Annotated in this window: 14 protein-coding genes; 10 read left to right on the plus strand and 4 right to left on the minus strand. The window is 38.1% G+C overall.

Features of this window, described 5'->3' with window-relative positions; genetic code table 11:
- Positions 1–91: 91 nt before the first annotated feature.
- The 5 genes from ACERII_RS14775 to ACERII_RS14795 all read left to right on the plus strand — a co-directional run bounded on the left by ACERII_RS14775 (position 92) and on the right by ACERII_RS14795 (position 4288).
- The gene (locus ACERII_RS14775) at positions 92–859 is read left to right on the plus strand and encodes a thiazole synthase (protein WP_373643315.1); all 768 of its coding nucleotides are present in this window, start codon (positions 92–94) and stop codon (positions 857–859) included.
- A 354-nt stretch (positions 860–1213) separates the two neighbouring features.
- A complete protein-coding gene (gene thiH, locus ACERII_RS14780; protein ID WP_373643316.1) occupies positions 1214–2317 on the plus strand; it encodes a 2-iminoacetate synthase ThiH in 1104 nt (367 codons plus the stop codon).
- Positions 2318–2429: 112 nt separating this feature from the next.
- Positions 2430–3041, plus strand: a complete 612-nt coding sequence (tenI, locus tag ACERII_RS14785; protein WP_373643317.1) for a thiazole tautomerase TenI — start codon at positions 2430–2432, stop codon at positions 3039–3041.
- 1 nt (position 3042) lies between these two features.
- The gene (gene thiS, locus ACERII_RS14790) at positions 3043–3246 is read left to right on the plus strand and encodes a sulfur carrier protein ThiS (RefSeq protein ID WP_373643318.1); all 204 of its coding nucleotides are present in this window, start codon (positions 3043–3045) and stop codon (positions 3244–3246) included.
- A gap of 22 nt (positions 3247–3268) precedes the next feature.
- Positions 3269–4288: a thiazole biosynthesis adenylyltransferase ThiF gene (locus tag ACERII_RS14795; protein WP_373643398.1), complete on the plus strand. Its 1020-nt coding sequence runs from the start codon at positions 3269–3271 to the stop codon at positions 4286–4288.
- Positions 4289–4514: 226 nt separating this feature from the next.
- Here the strand turns inward: ACERII_RS14795 and ACERII_RS14800 are convergent, their stop codons facing one another.
- The gene (locus ACERII_RS14800; protein WP_373643319.1) at positions 4515–5909 is read right to left on the minus strand and encodes a methyl-accepting chemotaxis protein; all 1395 of its coding nucleotides are present in this window, start codon (positions 5907–5909) and stop codon (positions 4515–4517) included.
- 181 nt (positions 5910–6090) lie between these two features.
- On the minus strand, positions 6091–7779 hold the full coding sequence (locus ACERII_RS14805; protein WP_373643320.1) for a hypothetical protein: 1689 nt from the start codon (positions 7777–7779) through the stop codon (positions 6091–6093).
- 282 nt (positions 7780–8061) lie between these two features.
- Between ACERII_RS14805 and ACERII_RS14810 the strand changes: the two genes are divergently transcribed.
- Both ACERII_RS14810 and ACERII_RS14815 read left to right on the plus strand, forming a co-directional pair.
- Positions 8062–9972 (plus strand): ABC-F family ATP-binding cassette domain-containing protein, encoded by a 1911-nt coding sequence (locus ACERII_RS14810; RefSeq protein ID WP_373643321.1) that lies wholly within the window; start codon positions 8062–8064, stop codon positions 9970–9972.
- Between the two features lie 149 nt (positions 9973–10121).
- Complete coding sequence (locus tag ACERII_RS14815; RefSeq protein ID WP_373643323.1) at positions 10122–10262, plus strand: hypothetical protein; 141 nt, start codon at positions 10122–10124, stop codon at positions 10260–10262.
- A gap of 82 nt (positions 10263–10344) precedes the next feature.
- On the opposite strand, the gene ACERII_RS14820 is transcribed toward ACERII_RS14815, so the two are convergent.
- Both ACERII_RS14820 and ytvI read right to left on the minus strand, forming a co-directional pair.
- On the minus strand, positions 10345–10659 hold the full coding sequence (locus tag ACERII_RS14820; protein WP_373643324.1) for a DUF2325 domain-containing protein: 315 nt from the start codon (positions 10657–10659) through the stop codon (positions 10345–10347).
- A gap of 127 nt (positions 10660–10786) precedes the next feature.
- On the minus strand, positions 10787–11932 hold the full coding sequence (ytvI, locus tag ACERII_RS14825) for a sporulation integral membrane protein YtvI (RefSeq protein ID WP_373643325.1): 1146 nt from the start codon (positions 11930–11932) through the stop codon (positions 10787–10789).
- 605 nt (positions 11933–12537) lie between these two features.
- Between ytvI and ACERII_RS14830 the strand changes: the two genes are divergently transcribed.
- From ACERII_RS14830 to ACERII_RS14840, 3 genes are all read left to right on the plus strand, one after another.
- The gene (locus ACERII_RS14830) at positions 12538–13293 is read left to right on the plus strand and encodes a (S)-benzoin forming benzil reductase (RefSeq protein WP_373643326.1); all 756 of its coding nucleotides are present in this window, start codon (positions 12538–12540) and stop codon (positions 13291–13293) included.
- Positions 13294–13885: 592 nt separating this feature from the next.
- A complete protein-coding gene (locus ACERII_RS14835) occupies positions 13886–15640 on the plus strand; it encodes a 2-oxoacid:acceptor oxidoreductase subunit alpha (RefSeq protein ID WP_373643328.1) in 1755 nt (584 codons plus the stop codon).
- On the plus strand, positions 15628–16473 hold the full coding sequence (locus tag ACERII_RS14840; protein WP_373643330.1) for a 2-oxoacid:ferredoxin oxidoreductase subunit beta: 846 nt from the start codon (positions 15628–15630) through the stop codon (positions 16471–16473). The genes ACERII_RS14835 and ACERII_RS14840 overlap by 13 nt, the downstream gene beginning before the upstream one ends.
- The last annotated feature ends 301 nt before the right edge of the window (positions 16474–16774 follow it).

Consider the following 16774-nt stretch of genomic DNA (forward strand, 5'->3'; position numbering starts at 1 on the left):
ATTTCAACAAAGTAGTAGTACTAGTTAGACTTTCTTAACACTGGTAAGCTTATTTTCATGGTGAACCTAAATTCAGAACGGAGGAGTAAATATGAAAGACGTATTAACTATCGGAGGGAAAGAGTTACATAATAGATTGTTTGTAGGGACAGGAAAATTTGCCGACCATAAACAAATGGGAGAAGCGATCACTGCTTCCGAATCACAAGTTGTAACAGTAGCATTACGAAGAGTCAACATGGAAGCTAAGGAAGAGGATATTTTAACAGATATTCCTGATCACATTACCCTAATGCCAAACACGTCTGGAGCAAGAACCGCAGAAGAAGCTATTCGTATTGCAAGATTAGCAAAAGCTGTTGGGATGGGAAATTGGATAAAAATTGAGGTTATCTCTGACCACAAATATCTACTACCTGACAATGAAGAAACGACGAAAGCAACAGAAGTTTTAGCAAAAGAAGGGTTCGTAGTTTTACCATACATGAGTCCTGACTTAATGGCAGCAAAACGCATGAGAGATGCAGGAGCGGCGGCAATTATGCCATTAGGTGCTCCAATTGGGTCAAATAAAGGAATTCGTATGAAGGAAATGATTCAGATCATGATTGATGAAATGGATCTACCTATCGTTGTAGATGCAGGTATCGGGAAACCTTCAGAAGCTGCGGAAGCAATGGAAATGGGAGCAGATGCTGTCTTAGTTAACACAGCAATCGCTACAGCGGCAGACCCCGTTCAGATGGCAAGAGCCTTTGATTTAGCTGTAAAAGCAGGGCGAATTGGCTACCTATCAGGATTAGGGCCTGTTTCCATGAAAGCACATGCATCATCTCCATTAACAGGGTTCTTGGGATAGGATTATCTTGTAGAGAACCTTTAGGTATATATGAAAGTGAAAATTGCGCCATGTATGATGAAAATACCTCTGGAAAAATAGGAGTTAGTACTCTTAACTATATATGCAATGAGCGTAAGTCAGCGAGACTCCAGTGGGAAGCAGAGTAGAGGCGAGACTTCGGAGCACGGAGTAGTGTAGAAGACTCGGCAGCTCCCCTAGGAAAGCGAATGGGCTGAAACGAAGGAATACAAACCAACAAAGTTAGTATTTCTAGATATTCTGATACACGCTTTTTTCAGGGTAGATTTAAAAAAGAATGTAATAACTTTGAAAATGAGAAAGACCATACAGCCAACGAAAAGGTGGTATACAATGAGTTTTTACGAAAAGTTTGTTGAAATAAAAGATTTACCATTTGATGAAATGTTTCAATCCGTGACAGGGAAAGATGTAGAACGAGTTTTAGGAAAAGAACGATTATCGGAAGAAGATTACTTTGTGCTACTATCACCAGCAGCGGAAAACTATTTAGAAGATATGGCACAAAAGGCACACCAATTAACGGTACAGCACTTCGGGAGAACGATGCAGCTATACCTTCCGTTGTATTTATCGGATTACTGTGTGAACATTTGTAAATATTGTAGCTTTAGTTTAAATAATGATTTCCCACGCCGCCGTTTATCGATGGAAGAGGTAGAACGGGAAGCGAAGGTTATCGCTAGCATGGGAATTAAGCACATTATTTTATTATCAGGAGAATCCAAGCAACATTCTTCTGTTGATTATTTAAAAGAAAGCTTGCAAGTGTTACGAAAATACTTTTCTTCTATCGCAGTAGAAATACAGCCGTTAGATCAAGAGGAGTATGAAGAATTGTTTAAGCACGGTGTCGATGGAGTTACGGTGTATCAAGAAGTATATAACGAAGAGATTTACCGTGATATCCATGTGAAGGGACCGAAAAGAGATTTTCGCTACCGCTTAGATACTCCTGAGCGAGGAGCAAAAGCAGGTCTTCGTTCGTTGAACATTGGTACATTACTAGGAATGGACGAATGGAGAAAAGAAAGCTATATTACTGGTCTTCATGCAAATTACTTACAACAGAAATTTTTAGAGGCGGAAGTAGGGGTATCGTTCCCACGTATGCGTCCTCATGCAGGAAGCTTCCAGCCGAAAGTAATCGTTTCTGATAAAAATCTTGTTCAAGCGATGCTAGCAGTTCGACTGTTTTTACCGAGATCAGGTATTAATATCTCTACAAGAGAAACGCCTGAATTCAGAGACTCGTTACTTCCGTTAGGAGTAACAAAAATGTCTGCGGCTTCATCTACAGTTGTAGGTGGTTACTCAGAGCCAGATGTAACGCAAAGTCAATTTGAGATTTCAGATGATAGATCAGTAGAAGAAATAAAAGAATTACTTAAATCAAGGGGTTATCAGCCAGTATTGAAAGACTGGGAGCTAGTCTGACACAAATTTGCCACGGACCTGGTCCCGGAACAAAGTTTCGGGGACCAGGTCCTGGAAGGTTTTGGGTCCTGGAAGGTTTTGTGAACTTTTGAAATGAGGTTGGTGTGCGGATATGGCTAATACAAAAAAATGGGAATTTCACCTTATCTCGAATGGAAAGCTCTCATTAGAGGAGTTTGCCATAAAGGCAGGGATGTTAGAGCCGTATGTTAGATATTTTCATTTGCGAGAAAAGCAACTGACTGCTAACCAACTTGCAAATGGTATAGAACTGCTTCTCCGTGAAGGGGTTCCTAAGTCCAAAATAATGGTGAATGATCGTGTAGATGTTGCAGCTGCCTTTCAGGTTGCGGGAACGCAATTAGCGTACCACAGCCTTTCCGTGGAGAGAGTGAAACAAACTTTTCCTACCCTAAAAGTTGGGACATCTGTCCATTCTGTAGAAGAAGCGAAGATAGCTGAAGCAAACGGTGCTGATTATTTGCTATATGGACATATTTTTCCATCAAAATCAAAGCCAAACTTAGAACCAAAAGGTACATCACAACTGAAGCAATTAACAGAACTAATCACGATCCCTGTCATTGCTATCGGCGGAATCACACCAGAAAATATAAAAGACACATTAGAAGCAGGCGCGAAAGGTGTCGCAGTAATGTCAGGGATACTCGAAGCGAAAGATCCAGTAACTATGATAAAATCTTATATAGAACGGGGGAAATAATGTGGAAGTTCAAGTGAATGGAAAGAAGAGTGAACTCCCTGTATCCGTAAAAACTATTACAGACTTATTAGTTCATTTTGAATTAGATAAACAAGTTGTTATTGTAGAATTAAATGAAAGCATCATTGACAAGCAAGTTCACGAAAAAACAGAAATTCAGGATGGAGATAAAATTGAACTTGTTCGGTTTGTTGGTGGTGGTTGATTACGAAGGGAAGCGTGTAGGCGTGAATAATCGTTATTCAAGACAAGAATTATTTTCACCAATAGGAAAAGAAGGGCAACAGAAAATTCAACTTAAGCATGTTCTTGTGATAGGAGCTGGAGCCCTAGGAACAGGAAACAGTGAAAACTTAGTCCGAGCTGGTGTGGGAACAGTAACGATTGTAGACCGTGATTATGTGGAGTTTAGTAACCTACAACGTCAACAGCTATATACAGAAGAAGATGCCATCCATAGAATTCCAAAGGCGGTAGCGGCGAAAAAACGTTTAAACGAAGTTAATTCTGACGTAGATGTAAGAGCTCTTGTTATGGACGTGACGAAGGAAGAGCTAGAGCAGCTTGTTGAAGGTGTCGATGTAATTGTGGATGCAACTGATAATTTTGACACACGTCTTATTATTAATGACATTTCACAAAAGTATAACATTCCATGGATTTATGGAGCGTGTGTTAGTAGTTACGGATTGAGCTACACAATTATACCTGGTGAAACTCCTTGTTTAAACTGTCTTCTAGAAACTGTTCCTCTGGGAGGAGCAACGTGTGATACTGCTGGTGTTATTAGTCCAGCAGTTCAAATGGTTGTAGCACATCAAACAACAGAAGTGCTAAAACTTCTAGTAGATGACAAAGCATCATTACGTAATAAACTAATATCCTTTGATCTTTGGAAAAATGATTTCATGGCTATTAACGTTCAAAAAGTAAAAAAAGCTAATTGTCTTTCTTGTGGTGAGAAACCTACGTATCCATTTTTATCATACGATCAGGAAACAAAGTCCACTGTTTTATGTGGTCGAAACACGGTTCAGATTCGACCACCGAAAAGAATGGAACGAGATCTGAACCAGTTGAAACATACATTGTCTTCTCAGGAAGGAACAATAGAACAAAACCCTTATTTACTTTCTTTTACAATGGGTGAAAAGCGCATGGTATTTTTCAAAGATGGTCGGGTGCTTGTTCATGGTACGAACGACATATCAGAAGCAAAGACATTGTATCATCGACTGTTAGGATAAAAAAAGAGGTTGGAAAGAGGGAAACACCTTCTATCCAACCTCTTTTATAAAGAAAGAGGCTGGAACAAAAGTATTTTCATCACGGTGATGGCCGAACGAAATGATAACTGTATTTACTACTCGCTACGGAAATATACTTCGCTAAGGCTACAAATTGTTCGGCTTCTCAGTTCTACACTTTCATTATGGTCCAGCGTCTTATTCAATATAGAGGTACCTTTATATTTTACTCTGCCCGTATATCCATTCCTACAACACCAATGATCTCATTTTGGTCATTCTTTATAGATTTTGATAAAGTAATACATGGTTTTTTGGTAATAGCTGAAATATAACAGTCAGATATATAAAGCTCATCTTTCATCGCTTTTTTCCACCAGTCTCGTTGCTTTCCGTTAAACAAACCAGCTTCTGGTTTTGAAAAAATAAAAGAGCCATCTGTTCGATTGGACCAAATTGCTTCCATCTCATTTGTATCTTCTAAGTATTTACTTAGTACATGTTCATGATTTAATGTGCGTAAAGATTGTAATTCCTCTCGTTCAGAAACTTCCTTCAACACCTGTTGTATTGCTGCAATATATATATCACCAACGTTTGATTCTTGGACAATTCCAAGGTTGCGAATAGATTGTCCTAAGGAGACAGAGGTATTTTGTAAGCCCTCACTAACATACTCTAAATGTTGAACTTGATTTTGTTGAGAATACATTTCATCCACTGTTTTTTCCACATAAGTAAGCGTTTCTTTTACACTTTCTACAACTAGCTCAATTTTTTCTGTTGTTTTCGTTGTCATAGTAGACTGATCAATACTATCGCGCTCAGTATGGATAACATAGTCGTTAACCCTTACAATTTTTTCATAAATACGGTCAATTCTTTCGTTTATCTTAGTAACTTCACTTATCCCCTTAGAGACTGCCGTCTTTTCAATTTCTACGGAGGCTACAACATCATCGACACTTCTCTCAATGGCGGACAAAATAGTAGAAGACCTTTCTACAGCTGCATGACTTTCATCTGCTAATTTTCTTACTTCCTTAGCTACTACGGAGAATCCTCGTCCATGTTCACCTGCTCTTGCAGCCTCGATGGATGCATTTAAAGAAAGTAACGATGTTTGAGAAACAATTTCTTTAATTAGCTGGTTGATTTCGTCAATTTTTGAGGTCTGGTTTGCTAAATCACGGATTCGAAGGTCCATTGTTTCATTGTAGGATTTCAATTCTTCCATAACTGCGTTCGTTGTAGTTAATGATGCACGGACGTCTGTGACAATATCCTTTGATTCATTACTCTCTTGGCTCATACTTGTAGCGAACGCTTTTATTTTTTCTGCTGTAGCGGAAACCTGGTGTAGTGACGAAAAGGCTTCCTCAATCAATTCCATAGATTGATAGCTGTTCTCCTTTAGAACCATGCCTTCTTTCGTAGATTGATCAGCAATTTGTTTCAATCTACTAATAGCTCCGTTTACCTCTTCCACAGCTGCTATCATCTGATCAGAAACTACTTGAGATTCGTTAATAAAATGTAATACATCATGATCACTTTTTACTTCCTCCTCTTCTTTTTGACGGTTTGCCCCTCCAAACGATTTCTTTAAAAGTTGTAACATACCCTAAGCCTCCTATAATAGACTCTTTTCTTTTTCATACAGTACCATAATAAGAAAGAAAAAGGTCGGGTGTGTCAGAAAAACTGACAGAGAATAATGTATATTTATGTAATAATTTGACTAGTTCAATGTTTTTAAAAATAGAAAAGCTAGGATACAAAATAATATCCTAGCTAAATAATTAATATTCCAACTCTTCAATTGGCTGAATCTCTTCTCCAGAATCCATGAAGGAAATGGTGATTTCATCTCCTGGCTCAATGAATACGGAGCGAGGGAATGAAGATGCATTTACTGTGAAAATTCGATTGGAGCCTTCGAGCAAAATTCTAACTGTCACATTGTCCTCACGATCCCACTTATACACCCGTTCTACAGTACCTGTAATCTCTACTAGGTCTGTAAGCTCGCCAGGAACCACATTATCATCACCACGAGAAGATAAAGCTAACTGATATGCTCCAAATGCCTCTCGTTTTGTATCTCCATAACCATACACACTTTCACTGCTTGCATTAACAAGCATGATTTGACGTAATACAGCATTACGGTCCATTAAAGGAACAACCCATGTGTATTGACCATAAATATTATATAGGGTAGGAGCCCCAGCAACGTAATCATCACGAACAAATGTGCGTTCAGCAAGATTCATTGCTGTTCGCCCGTTTAACATACCAGAAGCATCACGGAAATAGCGTAGTTCACCAGTACGTGAATCAAACATGGTGAATCCAACCATGGAATTGGAATTTTGACCTTCACCTACTAGACGCATATGGTCGGTAAACCAATTCTGATTTAAATCACGGTCAATAACTGCAGTAACAGAATCTTCAACACCCCATGAAGTAGGCTGTGTTAACCCTTCACGGCCGATATAACGATTAATTAGTCCGTGTTTGTATACACCAAACCATTCATTTCGTTCATCAGCAATGTGAGGAGGGTAAATACGATTCACCCACTCAGGTGCATCTTCTTTATCGTATTGTTCCATTTCTCCTGTAGCAGGGTCAACAATGACGATACCATCAACATCAGCGATACGGCGAAACTCTGTATAATGACCGTAGCTTATAATGTAATAAGGATTCCCATCACTATCTACTTCAAACGTTGTATCTAGCATGAGAACATCAGGATATGCTAAACGAACGTGACGTTCAAGATTTTCATGGAAAAAAGCAGAAGGAACATATGTCATGTCGTGCAATACTAACTCTGGTTCCGCCCTTGCATTTTCTGCGCTTACGATAATATATCCTGGTGCAGCATCGCTCCTCATCCAACGGAAGAATCCATCGTATTCAATGGGAGTAACCCAATAGAGAGATCCATCCATACGTTGTATTCTTGTTTGGCCCAAGTTATAAAAAGCCGGGTTATCCAATTGACCCATTAACACATCGGAACGATACCGTGCGAAGTTCAATGGAACAACAGGAATGTTCTGTTCACTGACAGGACTAAGTTCCTCTACAGTAACTTCTTCTCCACCAGCAATATTATATTTTACATCGGCTAGAAATAGTGGTTGGATCGCCCAGAAAATGAAGAATCCAGCAAGTAAAACGACCCCTGCTCCAGCCCCTGTAACAGCTGATTGCTTTCTAAACGTCTTTTTAAATGAAAAAACTAAGGAATTATCTGCTATCAAACCAATACCTATGATTGGTAAGTAGTATGTTATGATTGCATTTATCGTCTGGTCTAATAACCCGATATAAAATAATGCCATCCCATACAAAAATCCTAATACGTACCTGGGCACTAGCCATTTACGAAAGAAGGACATTTTCCACCATTGTATCTGTAGTGGTAAAAATAATAGTGCTAATAATGCACTCATTAGTAGCATTTGTAGCATAAGTATCACCTCTCTATGTAGTTTAGGGTTGGGGTTGTTAACCTGAATGTTGGACACCGCATCAACATAGCTGTTTAACAGAACCTCAAATTAGAAATAAATAAATACGTACTTTGAAAATGATATCATTATCATCTCATACAATCCACTACGAAGAAAGATATCATTCAAGCTAATAGTATATACGGGTTACAGTAGTTTTTTGTTTCAAATTTATATGCCCTACTACTTTTTTTGATACAATAGAGTGTAACGTTATTTTTCAAGAAGGATTGATAATACATGAGTGTTTTACGAGTAGAAAACTTACATAAAACATATGGGGAAAAAGTGTTGTTTCATACTATCTCCTTTACGGTGGAAGAAAAAGAGAGAATTGGTTTAATTGGCGTTAATGGAACAGGCAAATCGTCATTATTAAAGGTTCTCGCTGGTATAGACGGAAAAGAAGGTGGAGAACTTATCCACTCAAATGATTTCCAAATAGAATACCTTCCTCAAGAACCAGAACTAAAAGAGGGGCTTACCGTTCTTGAACAAGTTTATTATGGTGAAGCAACGATCATGCGTGTGATGCGAGAGTATGAAGCGGCTTTGCTTGCGCTTGAGAAAAACCCAATGGATGAAGCATTACAAAGAAAGGTTACTAATGCGCAACAAAAAATGGATCAAGCCGAGGCGTGGGAAGCTAATACAGTCGCGAAAACAATATTAACAAAGCTAGGAATTACGGATTTCTCAAAGCAAGTTACTTCATTATCCGGTGGACAGAAAAAGCGGGTTGCCATTGCAAAAGCCCTCATTCAACCTGTTGATTTACTATTGTTAGATGAACCAACAAACCATCTTGACAATGTGACGATCGAATGGCTAGAGCAATTTTTAGCTCAATATCGTGGTGCCTTAATTCTTATTACCCATGATCGTTATTTTTTAAATCGAGTTACGAACCGAATTTTTGAACTGGATCAAGGAAATCTCTATCAATATAAAGGCAATTACGAATTATTTTTAGAAAAAAAAGCGGAACGAGAAGAAAATGAAAGTCAACGCGAGACAAAGCTACAGAATTTACTACGGCGAGAAGTAGCGTGGCTAAAACGTGGTGCAAAAGCAAGGACCACGAAACAAAAAGCGAGAATTCAACGTGTAGAGAAGCTTCAAGACGAAACCTTTGCAACAGATAAAGGGGATGTGGATTTCGCAATTGGCACGACTCGCTTAGGAAAGAAAGTCATTGAGCTACATTCCGTAAGTAAATCCTATGAAGATAATTCGTTGTTCCAAAACCTTGACTACCTTGTTGTTCCTGGAGAACGGCTAGGTATTATTGGACCAAATGGTACTGGAAAGTCAACGCTTTTAAACGTGATCGCAGGACGTGTTGCTCCCGACAGTGGTGAGGTAGAAGTAGGGGAGACAGTAAAGATTGGGTATTATACACAAGATCATGAGGAAGTAGATTCTTCCCTTCGAATGATTGAGTACATTAAAGCTGTTGCTGAAGTAGTTCATACAATAGATGGTCAAGTAATCACGGCAGAGCAAATGCTAGAACGCTTCTTATTTCCTCGCTCTATGCAGTGGACGTATTTAAACAGATTGTCAGGTGGAGAGCGAAGAAGGCTCTATTTATTAAAGGTGTTAATGGGAGAACCGAATGTCTTGTTTTTAGACGAACCAACGAATGATTTAGATACTCAAACCCTTACAGTGTTAGAGGATTATCTAGATCAATTTCCTGGCGTTGTTATAACTGTATCCCATGATCGCTATTTCCTAGACAGAGTGGTTGATCGTTTGCTTGTCTTTAAAGGTACTGGCAACGTATCACGTTACTTTGGCTCGTATAGCGAATATATGGAAGAGACGAAACAACAAGGGGCTTCCAGCGAAGCTGTCAAAGGAGATAAAGGGGGCCCTCCTTCCCAGCTGGACACAAAAAAGGGTAAACCAAAAAAGTTATCCTACAAAGACCAGCAAGAATGGGATGGAATAGAGGATAAAATTGCAGAGTTAGAAGAAAAACAAGAACAGTTAGAAAAAGATATTCACGAAGCAGGCAGTGACTTGGATCGGATTAGAGACTTATATGATGAGCAGAAAAAAGTAGAAGAAGAATTAGAGCGTGCCATGGAACGCTGGGAAGAACTCTCGTTGCTAGTAGAAGAAATCGAAGCATCAAAAAAATAATTTAAGATGTTCACAAAATCGTACGGGACCTGGTCCCGTACGATTTTGTGTCTAAATTATAGATATTCTGAGGATAATGGTTAGTTGTTGTGCGATATAGGGTACAGATGGAGTAGAAGGTTGGATATCTTACATGAGGGGGATCAGCCATGACAGTAACAAAAGAGGATGTCCTTCGCCTGATTGATCAATTATCAGATGGGGAACTGAGAATTGTCTATACATTAATCTACGAGTATAAAGTAGCAGAACAAGAAATGTCAGTCGAGGATGATAGGGAACAGGTTTGATGCATTTCTAGTGACACGTGAATTAAATAAATCTATGGTATGAGAAAGTACACAATTCTCTCTATTTGCTGTGTACTTTTTTTTATGATTTAAGAAATGGGCAATGTTCACAAGCGACTTCGCAAGTGGTAAGTGCTTGATAGATAGCACACCAAGAGCGACGAGAAAAACAGATAGGTACATCTTTTTTTGTTGCTTTATCTTTAATTTTTTTCGCTAGATTGTGGTTTATAAAATCCGTCAGAACAAGGATAAGGTCGACTTGATCAGGTATATCTCTTTTCACCATTTGAACTTTCCGCCCATCCATATGTATAACTTCTTGAAACCCCAACCCCTTTAAATGTGTTGGTATTGATCCTAATTTATCTCCACCAATTACGAGTAAAGATGCCATGTGAATCACTCCTTCGATCTAAATGTTAATGATAATCATTATCAATTAAAGTATAAATGAAAACGATTCTCACAGCAAGTAGTAATTTGTGAAAATCGTTTGACATTTTGGGGCTCTTAAATTTATCTTACAAATCTTCCTTTTCTTTCTCCCTTTCCTCTTTAAATCCATAACGAATAAAGTGAATGATTTCCTTCATCATTCCAATATCTTTTAGGATCACAAGGATTACAAGTATAAACGGCCCAATAAACAAGCCTACTATTCCAAAGATCTGCAATCCTACAAAGAGGGAGATTAGAACAGATAATGCGTTCAGATTCATGCTGGAAGAAAGGACTTTTGGCTCAATCGTTTGACGGACACCTACTGTCACTCCATAAACAATGGCTAGACCGATTCCCATACTAATATCTCCCGTAATAAATAAGTAAACAAACCATGGGATAAGGATAGTTCCAGACCCAAGATACGGAAGGATTTCAGCTATCCCAACGATGATGGCGATTGTTAAAGCTTGTTCCACTCGCAAAATGGCTAATCCTACTAACACGATTAATGAGGCGATACCCATTAATATTACTTGCGCTCGAACATATCCAAATACACGATATTGAAAAATGTGACGGAACTCTCTTCCTTTTTTTATCATAGATTCAGGAAAGGCATCCAACACTCTTTTTGTAGCAGGGTCCCACTCTTTTCCAATAAAGTAAAAGGCAATGGCAACAAACAGAAACGCAATTAAAAACGTAGGAACAAACATAATAAGTATAGCTAATGCATCTGCAACCTTTTGACCCATTTCACCGAACATAGCTGCAAGCTGAGACCCTAGTTGAGTAATTCCTTCTTGTAAGGTTTGTTGCTGCTCTGGGTTTAAGGTATCTAAAAATCCAGTTATTTGGTGCCAAACTGGCAATATGGTTTCATTAAAAAATAGCTGAACTTGCTTTGACGCAGTCTCTATCCAAACTGGCACATTATTTGAAATTCGTCTCACACCGATAATAATGAGAAAGATTATTCCTGTAAATACAGCTATTAACGTAGATAATCCTATAAGTAATGCAAACAGTACTGCTAGTCCATTCGGTAATTTTATTCTTCTCCGCATAATTCGAATTAAAGGTAAGAACATCCAAACTAATAGGGTTGCAATCCAGAATGGATAGGAAACTGTGAATAACCAACCGAAAAACCATAACCCTGCAATTGTTAGTGCAATGAAAGCGATAAATCTTACTATCATCCAAGCGTGGGCTTTTGTCATAACTGCCCTCCTTCATATGAAAACATTATGTATGTACAGTAATTTCTTATATCATAGCAGAAAATACCAGTGGCGAAAACTCTATGTATTGATGTTTTAGAAAAAAGATAGTGGGTGAGAGTTTGGCGCATAAAAGTTGAGAGTATGCATAGATTGCGATGATCGCACAGAAATCGTGAGAATCGCACAGAAACAAGGTTGGATCGCACAGAAACCGCGCTGATCGCACAGAAACAAGGTTGGATCGCACAGAAATCACGAGGATCGCACAGAAACAAGGTTGGATCGCACAGAAATCGCGATGATCGCACAGAAACCAGGTTGGATCGCACAGAAACCGCGAGGACCGCACAGAAACAAGGTTGGATCGCACACAAACCGCGAGGACCGCACAGAAACAAGGTTGGATCGCACAGAAATCACGAGGATCGCACAGAAACAAGGTTGGATCGCACACAAACCGCGAGGACCGCACAGAAACATTCGCACAACCCCTCAAATATCAGAAAAACCATACTAGATAAAGAAAGTCACCAAGCGATCTTCATCAAAAAATATGCTAGTATATAAAAAAACTAGTAATTTTCATGGGAGGAATACCAATAATGAATTATGTTATCGTAACGGGAGCTTCAAAGGGTCTGGGAGAAGCTGTTGTAAAAGCATTGTTAAAGCCTGATTACCACTTAATTTGTGTTGCTAGATCATCGAATAACCAACTACTAGAAACCGCTGAAAAAAATAATGTCAAATTAGATTATATACAATTTGATTTAAGTGATGTGTCTAACGTTGCTACATTGGTTCAAACTATTTTTTCAAAAATAGATAAATCGAACATAAATAGTATTTCTTTCATTAATAACGCGGGAATGCTTGATCCTATGAAGCCAATGGAAAAGTGTGAGCCAGAGGAGATTACGACAAATTTACAAGTAAACTTAGTAACGCCAATGATTCTCGTTTCAGAATTTATGAAAAACACAGCTCAACTTGATGTAGAAAAAAGAATCATAAATGTTTCATCTGGAGCGGGGAAAAACCCTATTTTTGGCTGGGGGTGTTATGGCGCATCAAAAGCTGGTATCGACTTGTTTAGTCAAACAATAGGAATAGAGGAGTCCAATAAACAATATCCGGTGAAGGTAACTTCTTTTGCACCAGGAATTATTGATACAAATATGCAACAACAAATTAGGTCGACAACAGTGGAAAACTTCTCCCAAGTGGATAAATTTATAGATTACAAAGAACAAGGGATGCTGTTACAACCAGAAACAGTTGCACAGGTGATTGTTAAGTTATTAACAACTAGTGAATTTCCTAATGGAAAATTATCAAGAGTGCAAGACTATCTCTGATAGAAACAGTTCGCATTAAATGAAACATAAACAAAATTTTTATTAGAACAGGCAGGAAAAATTATATGAAGAGTTGGAACAAAGCATAATTGTGAATCTTAATGAATATGAATAAAAATATTAGTGGAAGGCAGTGTTATGGGATTTGTGTATTACTGTATCGCGTGCCTTCTTATCATAAATAAAAAAGTGTTATAGTGAAAAATATTTGATTTTCATACAGTTCATGTATTATCTTTATAATAGAACCAAAATTTTTAAAGCCTTTTTAAAAATCCACCAAGATAAACAATACTCCTATTTAAAAACAATTACCTTCTTAAGACTAATCATCTATGTTTAGTTCTATGTTACCCACACACCTTATACCAACTAACAAACACATAACAAGTACACCGAGAAGGAGAGTTATCGCCAGCTTTAAAAACTTAATATTACAATTTTTCAGACAACTAGAGTAATTTCTTGTATAATTTATGTAATTCTATTTTGCTATAGGAGGTGTTTTCTAGTAGCTTTTCTTGCACACAACTTCATTAAAAAAACTATTAGTTGAATCTATGGAAGCACTATCTATTAAAGGAGGGTATCTATGAGACAGTCAATTGAATGGATGGTAGGTGGACAACAAGGGGAAGGGGTAGATTCTACTGGGGAGCTATTTGCGAAAACATTGGTTCGCTATGGCTATTCTGTATCCACATACAAGCAATTTATGTCGCGAATTAAAGGCGGCCATACGAACTATAAGATCAAAGCTACTGATACACGTAATTATTATTCAGGTGATGGTATTGATATATTATTGTGTTTAGATAAGGAAACGCTTACAAAAAATGGGGTTAACTTAAATGAAGGTGCCGTAGTAATACAAGAAGGTAAGGAGATCCTGGTAGAAGTAAAACAAACGGACCATGGAACATCCTTTACTGAGTTTACTGTTCCCTTAAAGAAGATTGCAACAGATTTAGGAAATCCTTTAGCAAAAAATATGATTGCTTTAGGAATTAGTGCTGGATTAGTAGAGTTACCAGTAGAAGTATTAAATAGTTTTATAGAAGATATTTTTGCAAAAAAAGGAGAGAAAGTGATCGCGTCTAATAAAGAGGCTGTTCTGAAAGGTGTGGAGCTTACCAAGACGCATGTATCGGATCAAATAAATGCATTGAGTGTTGTACCTGTCTCTGATCAATTATTTATTTCAGGAAATGAGGCTACCGCGTTTGGGAGTTTAATGGCGGGCTGTCGTTTCTTAAGTGCATATCCAATTACCCCTGCTAGTGAGGTAATGGAGTGGCTTTCGGATGAACTCCCGAAAGTTGGAGGTACTGTCATGCAGGTGGAGGACGAGATTGCAGGTATTTGTTTTGCAGTAGGTGCAAGTTACAGTGGAACGAGAGCCATGACATCAACGTCTGGACCTGGACTTAGTTTGAAAACGGAGGCACTGGGAATGGCGGGAATGAGTGAAGTTCCTATTGTTATTGTAAACTCACAGCGTGGCGGTCCATCAACAGGACTCCCAACGAAGCATGAACAAAGTGACTTAAATCAAATGATCTATGGAACACATGGGGAGATACCTAGAATTGTATTATATGCTGCTACAATAGAAGACGCATTTTATATAGCGGCAGAAGCATTCAACCTTGCAGATAAATATCAATGTCCAGTTATTGTTGGACTAGATTTAGGTCTTTCTATGAATAAAATGACTGTTCCTTCTTTTGATCCTGCTCGTGTAAAAATTGACCGTGGAAAACTAATAACAGACGAAGAAGCGAAAGAGTATGGAGAAACTCACTTTAAACGCTACCGGTTTACGGAAGATGGTATATCTCCTAGACCATTACCAGGAATGCCTCATGCGGTTCATACCACAAGTTCTAACGAACACGATGAAAGTGGTTATATATCAGAGGACCAAACAAATCGAATACAGATGATGAGAAAACGCCTTGAAAAAGTTCGTCATGCAATGATTCAAGAACCATTTAAATATGATGATAACGGCGGGGAAACAGATATTGTTCTCGTGGGGATGGGATCAACTTATGGAATGATTCAAGAGACAATTAAGCAATTAAATGAAGAAGGGGTAGTAAGTGCTTCCCATCTTCATATACAACAATTGTACCCTTTGCCTACGGATAAGCTTGAGCCTTTATTAACTGGAAAACGAGTTGTAACAGTGGAAAACAATTATCATGGTCAGTTATTACAGTTATTAAAACAGCATATGCCAATTCATAACAATGCAGAAGCAATTACCCAATATGATGGTGATCCATTTACAGTTCGTACGATTGCAAAACAAGTGAAGGAGCTGATTTCATGGCAACGGTAAAAGACTTACGAGGAGACCAACCAACCTGGTGTCCAGGCTGCGGACACTTTAGTATTATGGCAGGAATTCAAAAGGCAATTGTACAGTTAGGCTATGAACCTCATGAATTTGCAATTGTTTCTGGTATAGGCTGTTCTGGAAAAGTGTCTGAGTATGTGAGGACGAATGGATTTCATACCATTCATGGTCGCTCTGTTCCAATTGCACAGGGTGTAAAGATGGGTAACCAAAAGTTAAAGGTAATAGCATCAGGTGGAGACGGTGATGGTTATGGGATAGGTCTTGGTCACTTCGTCCACGCATCTCGAAGAAACATTGATATGTCCTATATTGTTATGGATAATAACATATATGGATTAACAAAAGGTCAAACATCCCCGAGAAGTGAACATGGATTCGTAACGAAAACAACGAAAGAAGGAAACAAGGAGTATCCAGTGGACCCTGTTTCTACATCCTTAGTGAATGGTGCAACATTTGTTGCGCAAGCATTTGCGGGAGATATAAAGCAAATGGTGGATATTATTGAACGTGCAATTGAACATAAAGGATTCAGCCATGTCAACATCTATAGTCCGTGTGTAACGTTTAATAAAATTAATACGTACGATTTCTATAAAGAGCGATTAACGAAAATTGATGAGCCTTTTGAAAATCGTGATGAAGCCTTGGCGAAGGTTCGTGAACTTGATGGTTTAGTAACTGGAGTTCTTTATGAAGAAAAAAGAAGTGATTTTCAAGATAAATTAGGAATAGATTTTGACACACAATCCTGTGCAAATGGAGAGATGGATGTGGATCTGTTTCATAGAGTGGAGAAACAGTTTCAGTAACAGAAAGATGTATATTATAACACGTTGTGACTCCGCTTCCCTTGATACAAGCGGAGTCTTTTTCATTTCATTTTAAATAACTTTTTATTTAATTAGTCTGTTTTAGTCAAAAAAACGGTCTGTATTATAAATTCATAGAAGTGTCACAAATTCATATTGTTATGAACCATTTTGTACTTTATACTGAAGTTAGATAGTAAATGTGAATAATTTCACAAATTCACAAACATACACATCAAGTATATTTTGACTAATTATTGCAATGTTCACGATTTGGACAGAAAGATATCACGAAATGTCA

Source organism: Evansella sp. AB-rgal1 (assembly GCF_041820985.1).
Taxonomy (GTDB): Bacteria; Bacillota; Bacilli; order Bacillales; family Salisediminibacteriaceae; genus Evansella.